This window comes from Pseudidiomarina salinarum (genome assembly GCF_000753715.1).
Taxonomy (GTDB): Bacteria; Pseudomonadota; Gammaproteobacteria; order Enterobacterales; family Alteromonadaceae; genus Pseudidiomarina; species Pseudidiomarina salinarum.
This window is the reverse complement of record NZ_JPER01000001.1, coordinates 1,073,922-1,099,654: the sequence shown is the minus strand read 5'-3', so window position 1 is coordinate 1,099,654 and position 25,733 is coordinate 1,073,922. Positions and strand designations below refer to the sequence as shown.

Here is a 25,733-nt window from a genome sequence, read left to right as displayed (position 1 = left end):
CTCAGCTTTAATAGTAAAAGGCAGCCCTGAGGGCTGCCTTTCTGATTTTATTCAAGGGTATTTTATTCAACTGTACATTCCTGTTCAGTTACTTTCCATACGATAGGTTCCCAGTAACCCTGATTGACCCGGTCAAACCGTTTTTCGCGGATAAAATGCGCGGCAATATAATAGGTTGTATCCGGCTCGACAGTCAGTTGAAATTCCTTTTCGGTCGCTAAGCTTTTTCTGCGACGCACACTGGGATCCTCAATCAGCTCGTGTACTCCGATGGTATGTTCACCGGCGCTGACGACCAGATTCGGATTCTGTACCCGTACCGTTTCGCCATCCACGCTATCAATGAAAGCGGGATAATAATCACGGGTTACCGGCGGCGTGAAAAACACGCTGATACGGCCACAGCCTTCGCCTTCAGTGGTGCCAACCTGTTGCTCTTCCATGGCGACATCCACTTCTAAGCGCCAGCCCGGTATCACCGTTGCTTTGGCTTCACCACTGAACTGGTGTTCAGTGCCGTCCCGCCCTACGGTTACGGTAAAGCTGTCACCGTGCTGCAGATTGTCAAAGGGTGCCAGCATCTCTTTCAGAGAATTGCCCGATACCGGATTGCCGTTTACTTTTAGCAGCTCGTCACCGGGTTGCACGCCCATGCTGGCCGCGACAGAACCGTCACGAACCGATACGATCTTGCCATCGGGACGAACGATTCCGCCCCAGTTAAAATAGCTGCGGGCTGGCTCTTCATAGCTGACCTTATCTTCTTTACCGCTGGCTTTGGCTGCTTCTACTGCCGCGGCGCGGGCCAGTTGGCGCGCATCATCTTCCTGGGTGCTTGCCTGCACGGAGGAGGCCATGAGCGCACTACCAATTGCCAGTGCCAGAAATTTAGCTGAGGTATTCATAGTTCATACTCCTGTGGTGAATCCATAGCAGCGGTTTTTCGTTGCTGCCACAGCGAATCAATATGCTGCTGATCAGCACTGATTAAGTAAGCCTGTTGTAACTCTTTATCGATCGCGTCGAGCTGATAATTATCGGCTAATAACATTGGCGGTTGTGCCGGATCCGGCGCGGTGCCGGGTACCAGCCAGAACCAGCCAATCGCGGCTGCTACCGCGCCTGGTGCCAGCCAGCGCCACGGCGAGGGCTGCCGGCGTGCGGGCAACCAGCCCGCTTCCCACGACAGGGGCTTATCCGCTGTTTCCTGTTCAGCCCATTGCTGCAGACGCTGCTTAAGTTGTTGCTCGGCTGGTGTCAGCTGATTTGCACTCATGCGCTACTCCGTTGTTTCAATTTTTGCAAAGCCCGATGGTAACGTTGCCGGATGGTCGCGGCTGGTACGCTAAATAACTCTGCCAGTTCAGTGTGGGTATATTCTTCGACCAGATAGAGCCACACTAATTGCCGTTCGTGATCGTCAAGGATACTGAGAAGTGCTTTGATATCGTCCTGCTGACTAAGCCAGTCGGCCTGGCTGAGCCAGTCCCGGGCGTCAGGCTCGGGCATATCCTCTGGCTCCGATACCAACAGCTGCGGGCGGCGGAAGTGAGCCAGCGCGGTACGCACTGTCAGTTGCTTTAGCCAGCCACCGATGGCAGCTGGATCACGCAATTGCGGTAGTTTGTCAAAAGCCTGGATGAAGACGTCCTGCGCGAGATCCCGCGCCAGCTCACGATCCCGGCACAGGCCGGTCAGTGAACTCAGTACGGCCCGCTGAAAAGTTTCGAACAGCTGCCGCTGCGCGTCCCGGCGACCCTGCTGGGCGTGCCGGACAACCTGGCTATCAAGGGCTGTTCCAAAACCTGTATTCAAAAGATGTCGTCCCGTGGCTGTCTCAGTACTAGTTACTATAGCTAAGATGCACCAGGGACGACGAATGTGACAAGCGGTTAAAATGAATTCAGTTTAAAACTGAATATCCGCATAAACGGGGTCATGGTCAGAAGACCGGTATGGATTTGGTGCGTACCAGCCAGGTTGATCACCACCATACTGGTATTGCAGGGCGGTCGGCTCGTCGGCGTTTATCGACCAGTGCTTTTGCATCAGCACCCGGTTTTTCAGCGCGTCAGAAACCAGTAAATGATCCAGGCTGCCTGCCTGGCCATCGTAAACATAGGAGTAGCCGCCGGGCTCGAAGGATTCGACCAGATTATGGTATCCCTGAGCCAGTAACGCCTGGATCGGATCTTCCATGGCATAGGCATTGAAATCGCCCAGCAGTACCCGTGCCTGATGCGAACTTAGTTGCGGATGACTGGCAATGAAGTCGGTGAGTAGCCTGGCTGATTCAACCCGCACCGCATTCCAGCACGCCTGGCCATCGCCCTGACGGGCATTGGGGTTGGCTGAGTCCTGCGGGCAGGAGCCTTTGGATTTAAAATGGTTTACGGCGATGACCATGGTCTCAGCACCATCGGCTGGCTTAAAGCCCTGAATCATAGGTAAACGGCTGCGATTGAGAAACGGGCCTGCGCGCACGGTCAGCACGTCACCCACCGGGGCGACCCGGTCGGCGCGGTAAATCAGTCCGTTGGCAATGGCATCGGTGCCAAAACGGCCATCATCTGCGTTGCTGGTGGCGTCAATAAACTGCCAGGGCGCGCCGGTCGCTTCGCGCAATGCGGTGGTAAGCTGATAAATCGCACTATGCTCACCAAAGCCGTCATTCTCAATTTCCATCAAGCCGACAATATCCGCATCCAGGGCGATCAGCGCCGCCAGGATTTTCTGATGCTGACGTTCAAAATCCGCCAGCGTTTTGGCGCCGCGCTCGGTAGGGAATGCTTTGGCTTCGCCTTCGCCGTTAAAATAATTAAGTACGTTGAAAGCCGCTACCCGGACGCTGTCTGCTGGTGCATCTGCTGGCGGTGCCGGGCGGGGGTTGGTCACCTTAACCCGAACCGGGGTGGTGGGCTGCAACCGGTAATCGCCGTTAAATTCACTCAGGATGCCGGTTACAGGTTCAATGGTATCGCCGCTACGCAGGGTGTTGTCGGCGGCCAGCGCCGGCGCGGGATAGATCACCTCACGCGGCTGCGGGCTGCGGTTATCGTCTATGGTCAGACGCATTAAGCGGTAACGCGCGGCGAGTTCAGCGGCATCGGCGCCCGGCGCACTGACCTGCGTGGGCGTATACATACGGATAGGCGCGACCTGAAACTGTCCGTGGCGTGCCAGTTGATAATGGCCATTTACGATGAGGTTCTGGGGCAGGGTAACTAACACGCCTTCAAGCGCCTCAAACTGCTGGCGATCAGCAACGGGTAGTTCGAGGGTGACGGGCTCCGGTAGCTTGCCACTGCCGCATAACTGAAGTTGTTGCACTGAGCTTAACTGAGTTTGCTGATTTGCTTCCTCAACCACCCCCTGCACCCACACATCATCACCAACTTTTACCTGATGGTCGCTTGCTGCGGTAGCAATAAAAATACCGGCGGTTGCATTTTCAGTGTCAGCGGGGCTGCTCAGGTAAAAGCCGCCAAGTTCGCCCGGGCCCTGAAAGGTGGCGGTAACCACGCCGCGTAGCGCTACGGAATCGCCAGCCAGCGGCGATGCATTACCGGTACCTTGTACTTCAGTCAGCGTATGGGTGGCCGAGTCACAGTTAACGACTGGATCCGGTGAGTCGCAGGCCGCCAGGCCAAGCAGGGTGACAACAGCAAGGCCTAATTTAATAAAACCGGGACGATTCATGAGATGGGCTTCCAGTAATTTTTTAGCGCTTAGCGGATAAGTCGGTGCGGCGGATTTGTACCACCAGACCTAACCTGGGATTATCAAAGTAATGTGTTTCGTGCGAAATAACCCGTCGCAACTGGGCGATCTCATAGCGCCGTAAAAAGCGCTGCGGCCCCTTGTTTACCAGGGCCTGGGTGGCCTGACTGGCTAAGCTGGTGGTGCTGAATTCAACCTGCTGTGGCTCGCGCAGCTCCAGCTGACTTTCGACATGCAGGTAATTTCCCACCAGATAAATATGCAAGACGCCGTCCAGCTCCCATACCGACTCGATCAGTTCACCCGGTGCCCGGGGATCAAGAAGCGGCGGCGGGGGCGGTGTCCGGTCAGGTTTAACGCTAAAGTTCAGTTGGCCGGACTCGGTCAGTTGCAGTAACTGATCCAGCGCATCGGCAGGGATAATTTGCTGTTGCTCAGGATCCGGAACTTCATAACCTGAAGGTAAAAACTCACGGCCGTAGTTCCGGCCCCCAAACAGGCGGAACTTGTACTGCTGATTCCGGTTAAAAACCGGCTGGCGGTAGGCCAGATGCAACAGGGGTTGTCCGACATTACGCTGGACCAGTTGCTGGCGCATGGTGGTCAGCTCGTGGTAGGCGTCGGATAGCAGAAACGGACGAGAGGCTTCGTTGATGTCTCCCCCGGCGCCGTCAATGACGGTTGACGGGGCGCGTGGCAGTAGCGCCAGCAGCCGCCCGGCCTGATACCAGTCGGCGGTTTCTGTCGGTTCGAGTTCTTCCGGGCGATGACACATCCACTGTAAGCTGTCTTCCTGCAGCAGCAGATCGTTTTCGTCAGGCTCACATGGCGGGGCTTCCCCGATAAAGCTCAGGAAGTCAGGCGCATAATAAGGCGTGAGCAGGTCGCGGGTGGTCCCTGTGGCCTGGCCGGGTCCCTGCCAGGCAAATTCCTCTGCTGGGCCGGTGTTGGCCTGGTGCCTGAAGATCAGTACTTCGACTTCAAACCAGCGCCATTTATCAGGATCAGACTGAGCCAGGGCATTGCCAGCGGCAGTTGCCAGCAGTGCGGCTGTCAGTAACCGACAGAACCTTGCCATAGTAATCCTCTTAATTGCTGCTATGTTGTGCAAATTCGTCAAGTAGGAACTCTACCAGTTTCATCCGCCCATGAGTATCTTCGATTTTGCGAAGAATACGTAAACGATTGGGACCATCAAGACGATAGTCGGCCGGACTCTGCTGGATCAGGGTAATTAAATAGTTTGGCGAAACCTTGGTTTGTTCGCCAAATTCGAAGGTAATGCCCTGGGCGCTGCCTTCAATTTTGCGAATGCCCAGGCGGCCGGCGCGGTTACGAATCTCGGTAACCCGGACCAGATTTTTCACTGAATCAGGCAGCAGACCGAAACGATCGATCATTTCTACCTGCAGTTCATGTAGCGTTTGACTGTCGTCTGAGCTGGCAATGCGTTTGTACAGGCTGAGCCGAATATTGACGTCGGGAATATAGGTTTCAGGCAGTAGCGCCGGCACCCGCAGATCCACTTCAGACTGTGCATTGAGCAACTGATCAAGAGCCGGCTCGCGGCCTTCGCGAAGGGCCGTTACGGCTTGTTCCAGCATGTCCATATACAAGGTGAAGCCGATGGTCTCGATCTGGCCGCTTTGCTCATCCCCCAACAGTTCGCCGGCGCCGCGGATTTCCAGGTCATGGGTGGCGAGCATGAAGCCAGCGCCTAAGTCTTCCAGCTGCGCGATGGCCTCCAGGCGCTTCAGAGCGTCCTTGGTAATCCGCTTGGCATTAGGCGTGAGCAGATAGGCATAGGCCTGGTGATGCGAACGACCAACCCGGCCGCGCAACTGATGCATCTGCGCCAGGCCCAGATGGTCAGCGCGGTCCATAATGATGGTATTGGCCGTGGGTATATCGATACCGGTCTCGACAATGGTGGTGCAGACCAGCACGTTATAACGCTGGTGATAAAAGTCCGACATAATGCGCTCAAGGTCGCGCTCACGCATTTGCCCGTGGGCGACAGTGATCCGCGCTTCGGGCACCAATTCGGCAAGGTCTTCGGCGGCCTTGGCAATGGTGGTGACGTTGTTATGGAGAAAATAGACCTGGCCACCACGTAAAATCTCCCGCAGTACGGCTTCGCGGACGGTAGCTTTATCGTATTCGCGGACAAAGGTCTTCACCGCCAGGCGCTTGGCCGGTGGGGTGGCGATAATCGATAAGTCGCGCACGCCGTGCATTGCCATATTCAGGGTGCGCGGAATAGGGGTCGCGGTCAGCGTAAGGATGTCTACATCCGCCCGCAGGCGTTTGATAGACTCTTTCTGGCGCACACCAAAACGGTGTTCCTCATCGACAATGAGCAGGCCCAGATCCTGAAACTTAATGTCGTTTTGCAACAGCTTGTGGGTACCAATCACCAGATCGATTTTGCCGGCTTCCAGATCAGCAAGTATTTGCGTGGTCTGCTTACCGGTTTTAAAGCGTGACAGCACTTCGACGCGGATTGGCGTATCGGCAAAGCGGTCTTTAAAGTTCTCGTAATGCTGCTGGGCCAGCAAGGTGGTTGGTACCAGTACTGCCACCTGTTTGCTGTCATTAACCGCTACAAAGGCGGCGCGCATGGCCACTTCGGTTTTACCGAAGCCGACATCCCCACAGACCAGCCGGTCCATGGCACGATTAGATTGCATGTCGTCAAGCACCGCGTTGATAGCGACCTGCTGATCTTCGGTTTCTTCGAACGGGAAGCTGTTGGCAAACCGCTGATAATCGTCCTGGTTAAGCTGATAGCTGTAGCCGGGCTTGGCTTCTCGTTGCGCGTAAACATCAAGCAGTTCCGCAGCCACGTCGCGGATCTTTTCAGCTGCTTTGCGTTTGGCTTTTTCCCAGTGATCGTTACCGAGCTTATGCAGCGGTGCGCTGGCTTCCTCGCCGCCGCTGTAGCGGCTAAGCACATGCAGTGAGGCGACCGGCACGTAGAGTTTACTGTTGCCCGCGTATTCAATAGTTACAAATTCAGTGGTAACACCACCGGTATCCAGCGTCTGCAAACCCTGGTAGCGACCAACGCCATGATCAATGTGAACCACCGGCTGGCCAATACGCAGTTCAGCAAGGTTGCGCACCATCTGTTCAGTGCTGATGGCGGCTTTTTGATCGCGCCGGCGGCGTTGCACAATGCGATTGCCAAGCAATTCAGTCTCGGTGATCACCAGCACTTTCTGTTCGGTGATCTCAAACGAATTAATCACCGGGCTTACGGTGATTGCTGCGGGTTCGCGGCCGGCAATAAAGTCTGCGAAGGTGCTTACCTCAGGCAAATTGAGTAGCAGCGGGCCCAGCAACTCGCGTAAGGTTTCACGGCGTCCTGCAGATTCCACCGCGAATAACACGCGATAGCCGGCTGAAAAGCTTTGGTCCAGCCGTGCGCGCAGCTTTTGCAGCGGATCTTTAAGCTGGTGATCAACGGCAATCTCGCCGATTGGCTGAGTGGCGAACTTTTGTGGGCCTGGTTGGGCTTTATCGTCGGGTACAAAGGCCCGGATCCGTGGCAGATTTTTAAACTGGCTGTGAATTTGATCAACGGGCAGAAACAACTCATTGGGCGGCAGTAACGGCCGCAGGGTGTCGTAGCGACGCTGTTCATAGCGCTGCAGTACATCGTGCCAGAGTGAGTCGAGGCTGCCCTGCAGGTCGCCGAAGGTAACCAGCAGTGTATCTTCCGGCAGATAATCGAATAAGCTGGCTGTTTCGTCAAAAAACAGCGGCAGATAATACTCGATACCGCCCGGGAACTGGCGGTTGGATACCTGGTGATAAACAGAATCCCGCTCATTGGAGGCGCCAAATTGCTCGCGGTAGCGCGCCCGGAACCCGTCGATGGCACTGGGGGTTGTTGGGAACTCATGGGCCGGCAGCAGGTTTATTGCTTCGATTTCAGTCGATGACAACTGGGTTTCGGGATCAAAGACCCGGATTGAGTCAATTTCTTCATCAAAAAAGTCGATGCGGTAGGGCTCAGTGCTGCCCATCGGATACAAGTCGAGCAACGAGCCCCGCGCGCAGAATTCGCCATGTTCCATCACCTGATGCACATGGCGGTAGCCGGCCCGTTCAAGCCGCTGCCGCAAGCCGTGGATATCCAGCACCTGGCCTTTATTGAGCTGTAAGGCCTGTCCGCTGACATAGCCCGTCGGCGCAATACGGTGCATCAGGGTATTGATCGACACAATGAGGGCGCCGCGCTGCATGTCAGGCAGGCGTGCCAGTACGCTCAGCCGTTCGGAGATGATGTCCTGATGGGGCGAAAAGCTGTCGTAGGGCAAGGTTTCCCAGTCGGGAAAGACCATGATCTGGTCGCGCAGGCTGGGCGCAAAATAGCGGATTTCCTGCTCGAGCCGGTGTGCCTGAGGCGCGTCGGGCGTGACGATCAGAACCGGACGCTGATGCTGCTCGGTAAGCTGCCCCAGGGCCAGCGCCACGCTACTACCGGAAAGCTGCTGCCAGGTTATATCTTTGGTGGCGTTCAGGGGCTTGGGCGGAGTTAAAATGGAAGCCTTTGTCATGAATGGGGTAAGTCTCTGCTACGTGACTGCAAATGGATTGCAATAAAGTATACCTGAACTTGCTGCTTGGATCAGCGCGCAGATTTCTTTATGCTTGCAGCGCACCTACCTGGCGCTTGAATCTGGGAGAACTCTGGGAGAATTCTGGGAAAACTATGTTTCAGCCGACCGCTTTATTTCTTGGCTCACGTTATAGCCGTGCTCGCCATGGCAGCCGCTTTACGCGGTTTATTAATCGCTTCGCGCTGGCGGGTATTCTGGTGGGCGTCGCTGCGCTTATCGTAGTCGGCTCGGTAATGAATGGCTTTGAGCAGGAACTTAAACAACGCATTTTAGGCGTAGTACCCCAGCTGACCGTAACCCCGGTGGATCAAAAAGGCCTGCGCGACTGGCAGCAACTGGCCGCGCGGCTACCGGTAGTGGAAGGGCAGCGCGCGGTGCTGCCGCAAGTAAGTAGCGCCGGGGTTATTCAGGGCGCAGGCCGGTTGCGGCCGGTGCTTATTCAGGGTGTTTTTCCTGATGCGCCGGGCAGTGAAGTGCAGATGCGACCGCTGCGCGAGCATTTACAGGTTGGTGAACTTGAGGCACTGGTGCCCGGTAGTTACCGGATTCTTATCGGTCAGGCGTTAGCGCAGGAACTGGATGTGTGGCCCGGTGACTCGCTGCGGGTAATCGCGGCAGCGGGCGGCATGTACACGCCACTGGGGCTGATGCCGGCCCAGCGCCGCTTTACCGTCGCCGGTATTATCGCCATGCAATCCGAAGCCGATAGCCAATTACTCATCATGCATGGCGTCGATGCCGCACGTTTATTGAGGATGGCCGATGGCGAGGTATCCGGGTTACGCTACTACTTTGAGGATCCGTTCCAGGCATTACCGGCGCAGCAACAATTGCAGGCCGTGTTAAGTGACGATTATCAGCTGGAAAGCTGGCGCGAGCGCTACGGCGAGCTCTTTGATGCCGTGAGCATGGAAAAACGCATGGTCAGCCTGATGCTGGGGCTTATTATCGCGGTGGCGGCCTTTAATATCGTTTCGTCACTGATGATGCTGATTCAGGATAAGCGCGCGGATATCGCGATTCTGCAGACCATGGGCTTGCGTCGCCGCAGTCTGTATCTGATGTTTATGGTGCAGGGCCTGAGCAACGGCGTGATCGGCAGTATTGGTGGTTTACTGGTGGGCTTAGCAACCTGCCTGTACCTGAACAATATACTGGATGTGTTAGGAATTAATACCGGTATGGCCGGAACCGGTGGTCTGCCGGTACTGATGGAAGCTGAACAAATTACCCTGATTGTGCTGGTGGCAGTGATTCTGACACTGCTGGCGACTCTGTATCCGGCGTGGCGGGCCAGCCGTGTGCTGCCAGCTGAAGCCCTGCGTTATGAGTGAGGAATTATGACTGAAGCAATACTTGAATGTCAGCAACTTAGCCGTGTCTATCAGGACGGCGCTCACCAGCTGCGGGTGCTGGATGGCATCAGCTTTACCATCAGGAAGGGTGAGATGCTGGCGGTGGTTGGCAGTTCCGGATCCGGTAAAAGCACCTTGTTGCATTGTCTGGGCGGCCTGGATCAGCCGACTTCGGGGCAAGTGTTATTTGAAGGCAAACCCATTCAGCGCTGGTCAGCGAATCACCTGGCGGACTGGCGCAACCGGGAGCTGGGCTTTATCTATCAGTTTCACCATTTGTTACCGGAATTCACCGCGCTGGAGAATGTGGCTATGCCGCTGCTGATCGCCGGTATGTCGGCAAAGGATGCCCGTATCAAAGCGCAGGGATTACTGGAGCGGGTGGGGCTGCAGGATCGTGGCACCCATCGGCCGTCAGAGCTGTCCGGTGGTGAGCGGCAGCGGGTCGCTATCGCCCGGGCGCTGGCCAACAGCCCCAGCGTGGTGATGGCGGATGAGCCGACGGGTAACCTCGATGATGTCACCGCCAAACAAGTATTCAGCCTGATGCAGGAACTCAATCGCGAGTTCGCCACAGCTTTTGTCATTGTCACCCACGATCGCACCCTGGCGGCACAGCTGCCGCGCACCCTTGAATTGCATCACGGGCAACTGCTGCCGGCAACAGCTGAGGCGCCGCTATGATTGGTCGCTGGCCGCTTAGCTGGTCGCTGGCACGGCGCTTTCGCCGCAAACAGGAACGCAGTGGCTTTCTGAGTTTTATTTCCGCGTCTTCCACGTTGGGAATCGCGCTGGGCAGTATGGTGCTGATTGCCGGCCTTAGCGTCATGAACGGTTTTGAAACCATGCTGGAGCAGCGCTTTCTGAGCCTGGTCCCCCAGGTTGAGTTCACTGCGGTAAAAGGAACGCTTCGCGATCCTGAAGATGTCATCCGCAAAAGCCTGGCTCACCCGCAAGTTATTGCCGCCCGTCCTGTCATCCGTACTCAGGCTATGGTGCAGCAAGGTACGCGCTTCACCGGTGTGCAGGTAGAAGGCATTGCCACTGATCAACAGCGGGCCATTACTGACTATATGGATGATGAGGTCTGGTCCACGTTGCAGCAAACGCCGCGCGGCGTGGTGCTGGGTAAGCAGTTAGCCGCTGATCTCAAGCTTAGTAAGGGCGATTCTGTCACCCTGCTGGTGGCCGAGCAGGGTAGCTTTCGCGAGCCACGGCGGATCCGGCTGGAGTTGCTGGGAACTTTCAGCTTCGGCGGCCAGGTTGATCACCAGTATGCCTATGTGAACCTGGATACGGCCCGCGATCTGATTGGCGTTGCTTCGGGCGTTACCAGTGTTGAACTTGAAGTACGGGATATTTTTGCCGCCCAGCAGGTGGCAAACGAGGTGGGGCATGAGTTGAACGACTATCTGTACCTCGATCACTGGATGCGCTCGCAGGGGCATTTATACCGGGATATTCAACTGGTGCGGCTGGTTATGTATCTGGTGCTGGTGCTGGTATTAGCGGTCGCGTCATTTAACATCGTGTCGACCCTGATCATGACAGTGCAGGAAAAACAGCGGCATATAGGTATTTTACGCACCATGGGGCTGCGCCAGAGCGCAGTATTGCGGATATTTATCTGGCAGGGCCTGCAGAACGGTTTGCTTGGTATCATTATCGGCGCAATAGGCGGTATCGGCCTGAGCCTGGCTTTACCGGATCTGATGAAGTTTATCGAATACCTGACTGGCCGGACGATATTAGCCAGCGATGTGTACTTTGTGAGTGAGATTCCGGTCAGCCTGCAGTGGCAGGATGTGGTGCTGGTGTCGCTGATTGCGGTCGTCATGAGTGCGCTGGCGACCTTGTATCCGGCCTGGTATGCCTCACGGACGCAGGTGATTCAGGCGATTCAGCGTAGCTGATCTTTCTTCTTAGCGGCGCTCTTTGCGGCACTTTTTGCGACATTCCGGCGTTTCATGCGGGCCCGGCGTGAGCGCCAGGCACTGACGACGGATTGTCGCCACAATAAGCGGATGGCAAAGTAACCTACGATACTGCTGACCACCGCCATAATCAGGCAGCCAAGCAGAAAAGCCGGGCCAATGGTGGTGATGCTGTTACCCAGCCATTCCCACGACAGTTCAAACATAAATTGCCGCTCTGGCTGGTCCAGAATCATGGCACCGAGCAGATAACAGAAATAGAAAAGTACCGGCATCGTTATCGGGTTAGAAACCCAGACTAAGGCAACGGAAAGCGGCAGGTTAACGCGAAAAGGAATAGCGGCGGCGGCCGCCAGAACCATCTGAAAGGGCACTGGAATAAAAGCACAGAAGAGCCCGATAGCAAATGCACCCGAAGCGGAGCGGCGGTTCATATGCCACAGATTAGCGTCATGCAGTAATCTGCCAAATATTTTCAGGCTGCGGCTGTTCTTGACTGTCTCGTGGCGCGGCATAATTCGCTGAAAAAACTTTTTCGGCATAAGTTTTAAACTCATCCTCAACGTTCAGGTACAACATCCATGGATCGGTGGTTGTGCGCGTTTTTAGCTGGCTTCGCGCTGTCATTTTGTTTTAGCAGTCATTTGCTGATGTGGCAATGGCTGGCAGGTGCAGTACTGCTTGCACTCTGCGGTTATCTGGCCATTTGCAAACTGCCGCTGATGGGGACTACTGTGGCCTTATTGTGCGGGATTGGGTGGGGATCTGGCAATGCTTATTTCGCCCAGAGCTGGCAACTTGACCCTGATCAGGCAGCTACACCGATTCCAATTGAGGTAGTCATCAGCCGCTTGCCGCAGTTAGCAGAAGGCTTCTGGCGGATTGAAGGAAAGTTGCTCAGCCTGGCAGGTGAAGCCATTCCGGCAGCACCCGGGATCCGTCTGAACTGGTACGATCCACCCGTTGAAACACAACCAAAGCTACCCCAGGCTGGTGAAACCTGGTTGCTGACTGTCCGTCTGCGCCAGCCCCAGGGGCCCAGAAACGAGGGCGGCTTTCTTTACCATCGCTATTTACTTGCCAGTGGCATTCGCGCTTTAGGGAGCGTGCAGGACGGCCGTTACTTTTACGGCGAGCCAACCTTGCGGCAACAGTTGTTCAACCGCATGCAGCAGCAACTTCATTCACTCGGGCAGGGGGGGGTACTGACGGCGCTGCTAATGGGCGAGCGGCAATTACTCACCGATGCGCACTGGTTTGTTTTTCAGCGCACCGGGCTTGCTCATCTTATCGCGATTTCCGGGCTTCATTTAAGCCTGGTGGCTGGCGCCGCTATTATCCTGCTCAGTTATTCCAGCCGCATGCTGGGGCGACGGCGTAGCCGCCGGGACCGGTTTAACGGTTTAATCTGGTGTTGGTGGGGCGCGCTGCTACTGGCCTGTGGTTATGCCTGGCTGGCTGGTTTTGGTACCGCCACGGTACGGGCGCTGAGCATGTTCGCGGTGTTGTTCCTGCATAAGAAGTTTGCCTGTTATACGCCGCCGGGACGGGTGCTGTTGCGGGCAGTCGGGGTGGTGGTGCTGATTGAACCCATGGCGCCGCTGCAGCCTGGCTTCTGGCTTTCGGTAACCGCGGTGGCGGCGATTTTGCTGATGAACTGGCGCTGGCAGGCGCTTGACGGGCGGTTTAAAGCACTGCGCATGCTATGGCGGCTGGAGCTGATGCTTACGCTTGCCTTGTGGCCGCTGACGCTATTGTGGTTCGGCGGACTGCCGCTGCTGGCGCCCGTAACGAACCTGCTGCTGGTACCGGTATTTAGCCTTTGGGTTCTGCCGCTGGCGCTGGTTGGGCTGGCGGCTATGCTGGCAGGCGGTGACAGCCTTGCTTACTGGATCTGGTGGCTGGCCGGGCAACCACTTGATTACAGCTGGCCGCTGCTAAACTGGCTGGCTGAACAACCCTGGCAATGGCTGGGGACTCAGGTTACGCCGCCCATTGGACTGATCATGGCCGGGTTACTGGCACTGGTCTGGCCGTGGCACTGGCGCTACCGGCTGCCGGCGCTGACGGCGGTGCTGGTGGCGGCAACTGTGCTGCATCAGCTGAGGCTTTACGATACGAATATGTATGTGCATGTGCTGGATGTGGAACAGGGCAGCGCACTGGTAGTGGAACGACAAGGGCAGGCGCTGTTGATTGACACCGGGGCCAGCTGGCAGCAGGGCGGTGATATGGCGGAGCGGGTGATATTACCCTTTCTGCGGCAACGGCGGTTGCAGCCTGAACTGGCGTTTGTCAGCCATGCTGACATGGACCACCGCGGTGGCGCTGATACCATCAAAAAGCATTATCCGGCAATCCGCTGGTTTGGCGCGGGTCAGGGGTTCATCTGTAGCGCCGGGCAAAGCGGCAACTGGCGCGGCGTGACGTGGCAGGTGTTGCATCCGCGCCTGGAAGGCCACAATCGCGGCAATAACAACTCCTGTGTGATACTGCTGCGGCATGGCGATTTGAAGATACTGATCCCGGGCGATATTGAACGGCGCGCTGAGCATGATTTGCTGGCTCGGCTGGCGCCGGTCAGTGCTCAGGTTCTGATTCTGGCCCATCATGGTAGCAACAGCTCGTCAGAGGATTACTTTTTGCGCGAAGTTGCGCCATCCGTCGCTATTGCCAGCCGTGGCCGTAACAACCCCTATAAGCTGGTTCATCCACTGGTGCAGGAGCGGCTTGCGCGTTTGTCTGTTCCGCTGCTGGATACTGCTGCCGGTGGTCAGGTGAGCCTGATCAGTGATGGCCGAATCTGGCGGGTATGGCAGCCGTTGGCGGCGGCTGCGGGTGCCTGGTTTGATGCCGATGCCGGCAGCGCGGCGACAGGAAACTAGCCAGAGTCAGCCGAAAGCGGTTAGAATGAATGGATTAGTTACCAGCAAAAAGTATTGCATGAGCGCAGAAAACGATATCGAAAATAAAAAGCAAAAAACCTTTCGGCGATTGTTGGCATACATAAAACCCTATCGTGCCGCCTTCATTTTGTCGATCTTCGGGATGCTGGGCTACGCGGCAGTTGACACCTTTTTCTTCTCGCAGATTGAAACGCTGATAGACGACGGTCTGACCCAACACAACCCGAAGATACTGCTGTACGGGGCTATTTTTGTTCCCGTTATCTTTATTGCGCGCGGTATCTTTAACTTTGTCTCGACCTACTTTCTTAACTGGGTCGGGTTTCGCGTGATCACCACGCTGCGACAGCAGCTGTTCGATCATATGATGCGTTTACCCGTGTCATTTCATGACCGGCATTCTACCGGCGACCTGATTTCCAAAATTACCTACACCACCCAGCAGGTGGCCGAGGCGACCAGCCGGGCATTACTGATCCTGATCCGCGAAGGTGCCTTTGTGGTCGGCCTGCTGTCGCTGATGTTTTATCACAGCTGGCAGTTATCCCTGGTGTTTCTGGTGGTCGGGCCGCTGGTCGCTAAAGTCGTTTCTGTGGTATCGAAGCGTTTCCGCCAGGTCTCCAGCCGCATCCAGACGGCGATGGGCAGTGTGACCACGACCGCCGAGCAAATGATTAACGGCCATAAAGTGGTGGTGATGTACGAGGGGCAGAAAGCGGAATCAAAACGCTTCAGTGAGATCAACAACATTACCCGTAACCAGAATATGAAAATGGTTAACGCGCAGACGGTCAGTACCTCGGTGATTCAGTTTATCGCCTCGTTAAGCCTGTCGATGGTGCTGGTGTTGGCAAGCTTCCCGGAGATGCTGAAAGACTTATCCGCGGGTGCCTTTACGACCCTGCTTACTGCCATGATCATGTTGCTGCGGCCGTTAAAGCAACTGACTACGGTCAACAGTGACTTTCAGCGCGGCATTGCTGCTGCGAAAAGCATTTTTGAAGTGCTGGACGAGCGCGCCGAGCGGGATACCGGTAAAAAGGTGATTCAGCGCGCCACCGGCAACATTCGTTTTGACAACGTCACCTTCGCCTATGACGAAATCGAGTCGCCGGCACTGGAAAACGTGAGTTTTGACGTGCCGGCGGGTAAAACCCTGGCATTAGTGGGGCGTTCGGGCAGTGGTAAATCAACGATATCCAACCTGCTGACCCGCTTTTATGCGCCGCAGTCGGGGGTTATTTATCTTGATGACGTGGATATCTATGATTACAAACTGAAATGCCTGCGCCGCCAGTTTGCGGTGGTGTCTCAGCATGTGACCCTTTTTAATGACACCATTGCCAAGAATATTGCCTATGGTGCGCACGGCAAAGTGAGCGATGAACGCATCCGTGAAGCAGCGGAGCAGGCTTATGTCACCGAGTTTAGCGATAATATGCCAAACGGTCTGAACACCATGGTTGGCGAAAATGGCGTGATGCTTTCTGGTGGCCAGCGTCAGCGTATTGCCATTGCCCGGGCCCTGTTGCGCGATGCCCCCATCCTTATTCTGGATGAAGCAACTTCAGCGCTGGATACCGAATCGGAGCGTCATATTCAGACAGCACTTGGCAACCTGCAAAAAGATCGCACGTCGATTGTTATCGCGCACCGCCTTTCGACCATTGAAAAAGCCGACGAAATTCTGGTGCTGGAAGATGGCAAGGTACTGGAGCGCGGTAGCCATAAAGAGCTATTGAGTCAGCAAGGCGCTTATTACCAGCTGCACAGCCTGCAGTTCAGCGGGGATGACCAGTAATGTGGTGGCAGCGTGCCTGGTACTCACCCGGCGTGCATCCGCTGCTTTGGCTGTTGCTGCCACTACACTGGTTGTTTGTGCTGGTTTCCTGTACCCGGCGGTTGCTGTACCGGTGGGGCTGGTTGCCGCGCCATAAGGTATCGGCGCCGGTTATCGTTATCGGCAATATTACCGTGGGTGGCAGCGGCAAAACGCCCGTCACTGAAGCGCTGGTTGGCTGGCTGCGCGAACATGGCTGGCGCCCCGGCATCGTGGCGCGCGGTTATGGCGGCCGCGGGCCTTTCCCTCAGATTGTCACCGACAGCAGCGATCCCAGGCGTTGCGGCGATGAACCTCTGTTACTGGTCAGACGCTGTAAGGTGCCGGTAGTAGTGGCGCCGGATCGCGTTGATGCTGCCAGAACGCTACTGGCTGAATTTCCAAAAGTAAATATTATTCTCTGTGACGACGGACTGCAGCACTATCGGCTGCAACGCGATATAGAACTGGTGGTGGTTGATGGTAACCGCGGGCTGGGCAACGGCTGGCGAATGCCGCTGGGGCCTCTGCGCGAGCCTGAAAAGCGTTTGCAACAAGCTGATCTGGTGGTACAGAACGGTCCTTCAGACAAGCATCAGTTTGGTTCAGTATTTACGTTGCAGCCGCTGGGCTGGCGGCGGGTTATGGACGATGAGCCGGTGGCAAAGTTACCGGTAGGGCGGGTTGTTGCGGTGGCTGGTATCGGGCACCCGCCGCGTTTTTTCGCTACACTTGAACAGTCAGGGCTGCGGCTGGATGCAACCAGGGAATTTCCGGATCATTATCCTTTTAGTGCCGCCGACTTTGACCAATTACCGGGCCACGATATTGTGGTTATGACGGAAAAAGACGCCGCCAAATGCCGGTCTTTTGCCCGGCCTGACTGGTACTATCTGCCTGTCAGCGCGGAATTTAACGAAGGCTTCTGGCAACAGTTTCAGCTGGCACTGGCAGCGCATACCAAATAAATGACGTTAAACAGGAGTGAATATGGCTATGGACGAACGCACCCTGGCAATTTTAGCCTGCCCGCTTTGCAAAGGCCGGCTGGTGTGGTGCAAGGATAAACAGGAATTGGTCTGCCGTGGTGATAAGCTCGCTTATCCGGTGCGCGATGATATTCCCATGCTACTGACTACTGAAGCCCGCGAACTCAGCAATGCTGAACTGGAGAAGATTCCGTCATGAGTTTTACCGTAGTAATTCCTGCCCGTTATGCGTCCAGCCGGTTACCCGGCAAACCATTAGCGATGATCGGCGATAAATCCATGATCCAAAGGGTGTACGAGCGTTGCGCGGCGGCCGGTGCCAGTGAGGTTATTGTCGCCACCGATGATCAGCGCATTATGGATGCGGTGGAGGCCTTTGGTGGCCGCGCCATGCTAACCCGCTCTGATCACCAGTCGGGTACCGAGCGTATCGCTGAAGTGCTGGAATACCTGGCCATTGCCGATGACCATATTGTGGTCAATGTGCAGGGGGATGAGCCTTTTATTCCGCCTGAAATTATCCGGCAGGTGGCTGATAACCTGGCTAATCAGAAGCAGGCACAGATGGCCACTCTGGCGGTTCCTATTCATTCCATTGAAGAAGTGCAAAGCCCGCACGCAGTGAAAGTGGTTACCGACGTCAATGGCTATGCGCTGTATTTCAGCCGGGCCATGATTCCTTTCGATCGGGACGGAAACCATAAAGCCCGGCTCTCTGACAGCGCCGACTATCGTCGCCACATTGGCATCTACGCCTATCGCGCCGGCTTTATCTGGCGCTATGTGGAATGGGAGCCCAGCCCCATCGAACAGATTGAGTCACTGGAGCAACTGCGGGTGCTCTGGTACGGCGAGCGCATCCACGTTGCCGAAGCGATCATTCCACCGCCGGCTGGCATTGACACGCCAGCCGACCTGGAACGGGCTAATCAGCAATTACCCGACTGACCAACAGGCTGGCGCGGCTGCGCAATGCCCGCCAGCGTGCCCTGATGCTCAGCAGTCGCACATAGGCGTACGGCACCAGATATAAGCTGGTAATCGTTGACAGGATAAGCCCTCCGATGATGGATATCGCCATCGGCGCATAAGGAGGGCCATCACCACCGATCTGCGTGGTACCAAAGGCCAGCGGCACTAAGCCCAGCACTGTGGTCGATACCGTCATCAGAATCGGCCGCAACCTGCTGACACTGCCATCAATCACCGCCCGCTCGAGCGAGTGACCGGCTGCTAACAGCTGGTTAATCCGGTCGACCAGCACAATGCCGTTATTCACCACGATCCCCATCAGGATCAGAATGCCGATCATCGCCATAATGGTGATTGACTGGCCGGTGATAAACAGCGCCCAGAACACTCCGACAATCGAAAACAACAGCGAGGTAATAACCGCTGTGGGCAATAGCACGGACTCAAACAGCGCCGCCATCACGATGTAAATCATGGCGACCGCCAGCAGGGTATTCACCAACATCACGTTTTCCGCTTCCTGCTGCCGCTGGAAGCTGCCATCCAGGCTCCACGCATAACCCTGCGGCAACTGCAGCTGGCTGAGCACCGCGGTTACCTGTTTGCGGGCTTCGCTGGTGGTCATTTCATGCAGGTTGGCGTCGATACTCAGCGAGGTGCGGCGGTCAATACGGCGGATCTCGCCCAGCCGCGGCTGCTGCTCGATGGTGGCAACACTATGCAGCGGAATCACCCGTTCACCGATCTTGATGATGGGCAGGTTTTTCAGCGCGTCGAGCGAAAACTCCAGTTCTTTATCAAATGCCACCCGCAACGGGATCTCGCCATTGGGATCGCCGCGGAATGAGCGCAGACGCTGACCACGAAGGGCAGTCGAAATAGCCCGGGCGACTTCGGCTGAACTCAGGCCGAGGCGGTATGCGCGCTCGCGGTCAACATGAATAAGCAATTCATAGCGCCCAGCATCCATTTCGGTCTGTACATCGGTGAGCCCCTCAATAGCAGCCAGACGCGGCACGATGTCAGTCGCCAGGCCCTGCAGTACGTCGGTGGAGTTCCCGCTCAGGGTAACCCGTACCCGGTCGCCACCACCGCCACCAAAACCGAACTGAGGTTCGCTCCGGAGCATTTTCGGGAAGCTTGTACGCATACGCTCCATCAAATCGCCCAGCTTTTCAGGCCGGTCTGGCTTCAGTAAGACTGTCGAAATGGCGTAATTAGGCGTGTAATAGCTGTAAACCGCGTCGATATGGAAGTCTTCCTGATTGCTATAGAGGAAGTCTTCCATAATGGTGACTTCATCTTCGACTTCACTCAGGCTGTACTGCGTATGTAAGTTGTAACTGATAAACACCCGGTCGTTAAAACCCTGCGGACCCTGGTCACCACTTACCCCGGCAAAGGGAATTACGATACTTACCAGCAACAGTACCGCGAACAGACCGGTCCAGCGGGGATGGCGCCAGGTCCACTCCAGGCTGCGCTGATAACGTGACTTGGCAACGGGTTGGTCAGTATCAGCCAGGGGCTTTTTCCGGGCTGTGATGAGCTTGCTGGTTAACAGCGGGATCAATGTCTGCGCGATCAGCAGCGATGCCAGTAACGACAGGCAGATGGCAATCGCCGTATGCTCCAGGAAGATGGTTACATCGATTTTTTTGCCAAAAATATTCGGCAGAAACACGATGGCTGTTGTTAGTGTACCGGCTATTACCGCCAGGGAAACGTTACCAACGCCCAGTATGGTCGCTTTTCGCGCTGATACACCCTGTTCACGCTCGTACTGAATGCTTTCGGTGATAACGACCGCGTTATCAACCAGCATCCCGACGGCCAGCATCAGGCCCATCAGGGACAGCACATTCAGTGAATAGCCAAGGAAGTACATACCACCAAGGGCAATACAAATAGCAATAGGCACGGACATCACCACAATCAGGGTAGTGACTATGTTGCGCAGGAAAATCAGCAGTACAATAAATGACAGCAGGGCACCCAGCATACCCGCCTTGACCAGGTCATTGAGTGAGGTGGTGACACCATCTGCAGTATCGTCCATCACATACAGATTAATGCCGTTAAACTGAGGATCCTGGCGGACGGTTTCGATAACTTCCATAACCCGGCGTGACACATCCACCAGGTTGGCGCTGGAGTCTTTGAAAACCTCCATGCCGATGGCGTAGCGCTGGTCTAAATGGCGGCCATCTGAACGCCGCGGCATCTCTCTGGTAATCTCTGCGATATCACCCAGTTTGAGATCAGATCGAATCGGGAAGTTACGGATCTCATATTCATTTCTGAACTCGCCCACAGGGTTAACCAGGATGCGCTCATAATCATTTTCGATATAGCCCGCTGTTAACGCGAAGTTTGCCTGTTGCAGGCGGCCGGTGACCTCGGCAGCGCTCAGGTTATGGCTCAGCAACCGGTTCTGATCGAGCCGGATGACGATTTGCTGTGGCTGTACGCCGTACAGCGTAACCCGCGATACGCCAGCGACCCGTTCGATAGGACGTCGCAGACTGCGATCGAGCAGATCCCAGGCGTTACTTAAGTCGCGCTGGCTGGAGATCCGCAGTTGAAAGACGGGCATGTCTTCAGTATTGAACTGCAGTACCTGAATGCGCTCGATATCATCCGGTAGCAGATGCTTAATACCGTCCACTTTTTCACGCGCCTCAATACTCTTGGCGTTGACGTCCTCACCCCATTCAAATTCCAGCTCCACCTGGGCTTGCTCAGAATTTGAACTGGAGTGCATGCGCTTAACATTACTGAGGGTCGCCAGCGCCTCTTCAATCGGCCGGGTGATCAGCCGTTCCACTTCAGCCGGGCTGGAGTTGGGATAGGGCACGACCACCACGATTTCCGGAATTTCAATGCCGGGAAACTTCTCCAGCGGCAACAACCGGGAGCTGATCCCGCCCAGTAAAACCATCGAAACAAACAGCATGCAGGTGGTTACCGGGCGCCGTAGCGCCCAGCGTGCCAGAGCTGACCCTATTTCAGCGGCGTTCATAGGGCGGCCTCCGGCGTTTTAACGGTTTTACGGTCTACCAGCAGATACAGGCACGGAATAAAGAACAGTGTCAGCAGGGTAGAGAACAGCAGGCCGGCAATAACACTAATCGCCATCGGTGCCCGGATTTCAGCGCCTTCACCCAGGCCTATAGCGAGCGGCAATAAACCGAGCACTGTGGTTAACATGGTCATCAGTATTGGCCGCAAGCGGTGCTGAGCGGCATCAAAGACGGCAGTAAAGCGATCCGCTCCTTCGCGCCGTAACTGATTGATGCGATCAACCAGAACGATGGCATTATTCACCACAATACCGGCCAGCATGATGAGGCCGATAAACACGATGATGCTTAGTTCAGTGCCCAGCAGGAACAGACCCAGCACCGAGCCGGCGCCGGCGAGAGGCACACTCAGTAAAATAAAGAACGGGTGCAGCAATGACTCGAACTGCGATGCCATCACCAGATACACCAGGAACACCGCCAGCACCAGCGCGAACTGCAGCGAACGGAAGGATGACTGCATCTCTTCGTTCTGGCCTGCTACCTGCGCATTGATGGTTAGTGGTAACTCGGTACCCGCTAAAATATCCCGTGCTTCGGTTACCGCGGCACCGAGGTCGCCGAAGGCCAGGTTGGCCTCCACCAGCGCGGTCCGTTGCTGGTCTACGCGGGTGATTTCGCTCGGCCCGATAATGGGCGTTATGGTCGCGATGGATTGTAATGGGATCTCGCGATCGGCGCCCGGATTGATAATCATCTGGCGGAGGTCGCGCAGTGAATCGCGGTCCTCAGCCTGGCTGCGCACCAGAATATCAATCTTGCGGTCCGCCAGGCTGAACTGAGTCGCAACCCGGCCGCCAATTTTGGTTGCCAGCAGCTCCGACACATCGGCGCTGGTGAGGCCGTACTGGCTGAGCTTGGCATGATCAAAGATGACAGCCAGTTCGGGCTGGCCATCCGTCATGTTCACGCGGATATCGGTGAAGCGCTCAGCGCCTTCAAGCTGCCGCGCTACCTGTTCAGCAGCACTTTGCAGCAAGGTCAGATCATAGCCGTTCAGCTCGATGGTAATCGGACTGCTGAAGCTGAACAGTTCCGGCCGGCCGAATTTGACCATGACCCCCGGCAGGGTACGGGTATAATCCCGTAAAGCCTGCTGTACCTGTGCTTCGGCTTCGGCATCGCCGCCACTTTGCATCACCACGTTAAGGCGACCCCATTGGTTGCCACTCTGGCCCGGTGCCGCGTTCAGTAAGCTGCCGGTGCCGGCAACACTGTAATAACGGCTGACGTGGCGTTGCAGCTGATCATTGCTGGCGATGACATTGCCCAGCCCTGCCAGCACGGTGTCGGTTTCATAAATAGTCGCACCTGGCTGCAGTTCAACTTCGACGTAGAACTCGCCTTGTGCCATATCAGGCAGTAATGAAACCGGCAACATTGGCAGCAGCGCATAACAGCCGGCCGCTACCAGTACGATTGCCGCCAGGGTGACTTTGGCATGAGCCAGCGCTTTTTCCAGCACTCGGCGGTAGCTATTTGCAAGCCGGGTATAGCCCCAGTTGAAGCCCGCCAGCAGCGGCCGCACGAGGAAGAAAAAGCCCCGTGCCAGCAGGCGCCAGATCAGCGTAAGCAGCATAATGACAGCCATAGGGATCCAGCGGAACACCAACAGCAGCGGGGTTGATAGCCAGAACCTCCAGCCACTTGTCGCCGCCGGGGAGCGCGGCGGTGATACCGGATCCGCGTCATCCTGCCGCTGTTTGCTGCGGGTAGACAACATAGGGATCAGGGTGAGCGCCACCAGCAGCGATGCCGCCAGTGAAAAGGTAACAGTCAGCGCCTGATCGCGGAACAGCTGGCCGGCAATACCTTCAACGAACACCAGTGGAAAGAATACCGCCATGGTGGTGAGTGTTGATGCGGTAATGGCACTGGCTACTTCACTGGTGCCGCGTTCAGCGGCAACGTCAGCACTTTGGGTTTCGCCATGGCGGGCAATATTTTCCAGCACCACAATGGCGTTATCCACCAGCATACCAACGGCCAGGGCAATGCCCCCTAACGACATCATATTCAGTGACACCTGATAGCCATGCATGAGGTTGAAAGTGGCAATAATTGAAATCGGAATCGCCAGCGAGATAATGACCGTGGGCCAGACGCGCTGCAGGAACAGGTAGATAATGACCATGGCCAGCAGGCCACCGATTATCGCGGAATCGCGCACTTCATCAATCGCGGCGCTGATAAACACCGCCTGATCGTATACCGGGCGGATGGTATAGTCTTCAGGCACCATCTTGTTGTTCTGCATGTATTGCAGATGGGCTTTGATTTCATCCGACACGCGAATGGTGTTCGCATCACCTTCTTTGTACAGCGATACTTCGACTGCTTCCATACCGGCAACCCGGCTGATTGAGTCGCGTTCTTTGTAGCTGTTTTTTACTTCTGCCAGATCCCGTAGTAAAACCGGACGCTCATTACGGGTGGCGATATAAATGGCCCGGATATCATCCAGATCCTGAAACTGATTTAAGGTTCTGACCAGATATTCAGAGCGATCAGATTCCAGCCGGCCGCCGGAGAGGTTGATATTCTCCTCCCGTAAACGGTCCATGATAAGGCTCATAGGCACTTGTAACTGGCTGGCACGCTGTTCATCCACCAGCACCTGGATCTCATCCTCAAGGCCGCCACCAAGGCGCACCGACGCAACCCCATCAACGCTTTCTAACTGGCGTTTGAGTTCTTCTTCAGCGTAAGTACGCAGACGTTTTAATTCGCTTATGGACGCCGCGCCAGTCAGCGGGTCAATCGCTGATTCCGACTCAATAGCCAGCGCCATTCTGAACACGGGCTCTTCCGACGGGTTAAAGCGCAGCAGAATTGGTTTGTCGATATCTAACGGCAATTCAACCAGATCCAGCTTCTCGCGTACATCGAGGCTGGCCATATCCATATTGGTACCCCAGGCGAACTCCAGCATGACATCGCTCTGGCCGGCACGGGAAACTGATTCGATGCGACGAATACCTTTCACGGTCCCCAGGTTCTCTTCAATGGGTTTGCTCACCAGCTGTTCAACTTCACCGGGAGCGCCACCGGGATAATCGGTACGCACCGTCAGGGTAGGGTAGGCAAGATCAGGCAGCAGGGTCACCGGGATGCGCCCCAGTGACACCATTCCGAATAACAGCACTGCCAGGGTGAACATCGAAATTGTTACGGGCCGGCGTACGGCCAGACGCACCAGGCTCATGATTTTTGCTCGCTACGGATGACCTCAACCAGAGCGGCGTCTTTCAGATTCGCCTGACCGCTCACCACAATTTGCTGGCCTGCAGTGAGGCCTTCAATAATTTCCATGCGGGTTTCGTCTTCAAAGCCGATTTTCACATCAACTTTATGGGCAACGCCCTCAGCGTCCACCGTAAACACACTGTACTGGCTGTCGAGGCTGGAAACCGCGTGACGGGGCACGACCACAGTTTGATCGCGGGTTGCGTAGTTCAGGCTGACATGGGCAAACATACCGGCCTTCAGGTCGAGGTCTTGATTATTAATGCTCAGCACCACTTTAAAGGTACCTGACTGGGTATCGACAACCGGGCTGATGCGCTCCACGGTGGCTTCAACCACTTTTTGTGGCAGCGCGCTGACGCGTAACTGAGCGCTCTGGCCGACGCGGATATTCTGCAGCTCACGTTCAGGCAGGTGAACATTACCCTGCAGTTGTTCCATCGCGACAATATGAAAGAGTTTCTTCGCTTCATACTGTTTGACCAGGTTACCGGTTTTGACGTAACGAACCGCAATATGGCCGCTGATGGGTGCGCGGATCGTGGTTTCAGCGAGATTAAGCGCTGCCATATCGTAGCGCGCCTGCATTAAATCAACCTGAAAGCGGAGCTTGTCGTAGGCATCCGCGCTAATCATGTCGCGGGCGGCCATATCTTTGATCCGGCGCAGCTCCTGCATGGCGCTATTCAGCTCAGCTTCAGCCTGACTTGCGGCAATCTGGTATTCATCGTCGCGGATATGGGCCAGTACCTGACCGGCTTTAACGAATTCACCTTCTTCAACCAGAATCTCTTCAACGATGCCGTTCGCTTTACTGACCACATCAGCTTCGGCGCGGGCTTCAAGTACCGCGGTTGTTTTGAAGTTAGAGGTGATCGAGTCCAGGTTAACCTGGGCGGTAGCGACCGGGATCCGGGCGGGTGGTTCTTCCGCTTTAGGATCAGAGGCGCCGGCCTGACCGCAACCGTTTAGCAACAGACTCGTTGTCAATATTAACGCGGCCAGACCGGCAAAAGGTTGAATTCGATGCGATGGCATAGTGGTTTTCATTAGATTCGTCCCGTGTAAAAAATGAAATGTG

18 protein-coding genes are annotated in these 25,733 nt (G+C 55.8%); 8 read left to right on the top strand and 10 right to left on the bottom strand.

All coding sequences use genetic code 11. The features are described from left to right. Positions 1-62: 62 nt before the first annotated feature. The 6 genes from IDSA_RS05275 to mfd form a co-directional block, all read right to left on the bottom strand. The gene (locus tag IDSA_RS05275) at positions 63-905 is read right to left on the bottom strand and encodes a PDZ domain-containing protein (protein WP_034774791.1); all 843 of its coding nucleotides are present in this window, start codon (positions 903-905) and stop codon (positions 63-65) included. After that, positions 902-1,276: a hypothetical protein gene (locus IDSA_RS05270; protein ID WP_034774789.1), complete on the bottom strand. Its 375-nt coding sequence runs from the start codon at positions 1,274-1,276 to the stop codon at positions 902-904. The genes IDSA_RS05275 and IDSA_RS05270 overlap by 4 nt, the downstream gene beginning before the upstream one ends. Further along, entirely contained in the window at positions 1,273-1,815 is a 543-nt protein-coding gene (locus IDSA_RS05265; protein WP_034774787.1) for an RNA polymerase sigma factor, read from the bottom strand. The genes IDSA_RS05270 and IDSA_RS05265 overlap by 4 nt, the downstream gene beginning before the upstream one ends. Positions 1,816-1,908: 93 nt before the next feature. Further along, on the bottom strand, positions 1,909-3,699 hold the full coding sequence (locus IDSA_RS05260) for an ExeM/NucH family extracellular endonuclease (protein WP_034774785.1): 1,791 nt from the start codon (positions 3,697-3,699) through the stop codon (positions 1,909-1,911). 22 nt (positions 3,700-3,721) lie between these two features. Next, on the bottom strand, positions 3,722-4,798 hold the full coding sequence (locus IDSA_RS05255; protein WP_034774784.1) for a CsiV family protein: 1,077 nt from the start codon (positions 4,796-4,798) through the stop codon (positions 3,722-3,724). Between the two features lie 10 nt (positions 4,799-4,808). Next, the gene (mfd, locus tag IDSA_RS05250) at positions 4,809-8,285 is read right to left on the bottom strand and encodes a transcription-repair coupling factor (protein ID WP_034774783.1); all 3,477 of its coding nucleotides are present in this window, start codon (positions 8,283-8,285) and stop codon (positions 4,809-4,811) included. 155 nt (positions 8,286-8,440) lie between these two features. Here mfd and IDSA_RS05245 point away from each other — a divergent pair, with 155 nt between their 5' ends. From IDSA_RS05245 to IDSA_RS05235, 3 genes are read left to right on the top strand one after another with little or no spacing between them, the layout of a single operon-like run. Beyond that, complete coding sequence (locus tag IDSA_RS05245) at positions 8,441-9,682, top strand: lipoprotein-releasing ABC transporter permease subunit (RefSeq protein WP_034774782.1); 1,242 nt, start codon at positions 8,441-8,443, stop codon at positions 9,680-9,682. Positions 9,683-9,688: 6 nt separating this feature from the next. Beyond that, positions 9,689-10,387: a lipoprotein-releasing ABC transporter ATP-binding protein LolD gene (gene lolD, locus IDSA_RS05240; RefSeq protein ID WP_034774781.1), complete on the top strand. Its 699-nt coding sequence runs from the start codon at positions 9,689-9,691 to the stop codon at positions 10,385-10,387. Further along, positions 10,384-11,616: a lipoprotein-releasing ABC transporter permease subunit gene (locus IDSA_RS05235; protein WP_034774780.1), complete on the top strand. Its 1,233-nt coding sequence runs from the start codon at positions 10,384-10,386 to the stop codon at positions 11,614-11,616. Before lolD ends, IDSA_RS05235 begins: the two co-directional genes overlap by 4 nt. Here IDSA_RS05235 and IDSA_RS05230 read toward each other — a convergent pair. Further along, positions 11,604-12,179: a DUF2062 domain-containing protein gene (locus IDSA_RS05230; protein WP_051986078.1), complete on the bottom strand. Its 576-nt coding sequence runs from the start codon at positions 12,177-12,179 to the stop codon at positions 11,604-11,606. The genes IDSA_RS05235 and IDSA_RS05230 overlap by 13 nt on opposite strands. A 39-nt stretch (positions 12,180-12,218) precedes the next feature. Between IDSA_RS05230 and IDSA_RS05225 the strand changes: the two genes are divergently transcribed. From IDSA_RS05225 to kdsB, 5 genes are read left to right on the top strand one after another with little or no spacing between them, the layout of a single operon-like run. Beyond that, on the top strand, positions 12,219-14,522 hold the full coding sequence (locus IDSA_RS05225) for a DNA internalization-related competence protein ComEC/Rec2 (protein ID WP_034774779.1): 2,304 nt from the start codon (positions 12,219-12,221) through the stop codon (positions 14,520-14,522). Between the two features lie 58 nt (positions 14,523-14,580). After that, complete coding sequence (gene msbA, locus IDSA_RS05220) at positions 14,581-16,344, top strand: lipid A export permease/ATP-binding protein MsbA (RefSeq protein WP_051986077.1); 1,764 nt, start codon at positions 14,581-14,583, stop codon at positions 16,342-16,344. Continuing rightward, complete coding sequence (gene lpxK / locus IDSA_RS05215) at positions 16,344-17,330, top strand: tetraacyldisaccharide 4'-kinase (RefSeq protein ID WP_051986076.1); 987 nt, start codon at positions 16,344-16,346, stop codon at positions 17,328-17,330. The genes msbA and lpxK overlap by 1 nt, the downstream gene beginning before the upstream one ends. A gap of 22 nt (positions 17,331-17,352) precedes the next feature. Next, positions 17,353-17,550 carry a Trm112 family protein gene (locus IDSA_RS05210; protein WP_198024038.1) on the top strand — a complete coding sequence of 66 codons (198 nt, stop codon included), beginning with the start codon at positions 17,353-17,355 and terminating at the stop codon, positions 17,548-17,550. After that, on the top strand, positions 17,547-18,299 hold the full coding sequence (gene kdsB / locus IDSA_RS05205; protein WP_034774778.1) for a 3-deoxy-manno-octulosonate cytidylyltransferase: 753 nt from the start codon (positions 17,547-17,549) through the stop codon (positions 18,297-18,299). Before IDSA_RS05210 ends, kdsB begins: the two co-directional genes overlap by 4 nt. Here the strand turns inward: kdsB and IDSA_RS05200 are convergent. From IDSA_RS05200 to IDSA_RS05190, 3 genes are read right to left on the bottom strand one after another with little or no spacing between them, the layout of a single operon-like run. Next, positions 18,277-21,345, bottom strand: coding sequence for an efflux RND transporter permease subunit (locus tag IDSA_RS05200; protein ID WP_034774777.1), 3,069 nt, complete (start codon positions 21,343-21,345; stop codon positions 18,277-18,279). The genes kdsB and IDSA_RS05200 overlap by 23 nt on opposite strands. Then, positions 21,342-24,611, bottom strand: coding sequence for an efflux RND transporter permease subunit (locus IDSA_RS05195; RefSeq protein WP_034774770.1), 3,270 nt, complete (start codon positions 24,609-24,611; stop codon positions 21,342-21,344). The genes IDSA_RS05200 and IDSA_RS05195 overlap by 4 nt, the downstream gene beginning before the upstream one ends. Continuing rightward, positions 24,608-25,702 carry an efflux RND transporter periplasmic adaptor subunit gene (locus IDSA_RS05190; protein ID WP_034774769.1) on the bottom strand — a complete coding sequence of 365 codons (1,095 nt, stop codon included), beginning with the start codon at positions 25,700-25,702 and terminating at the stop codon, positions 24,608-24,610. Before IDSA_RS05190 ends, IDSA_RS05195 begins: the two co-directional genes overlap by 4 nt. Positions 25,703-25,733 lie beyond the last annotated feature (31 nt).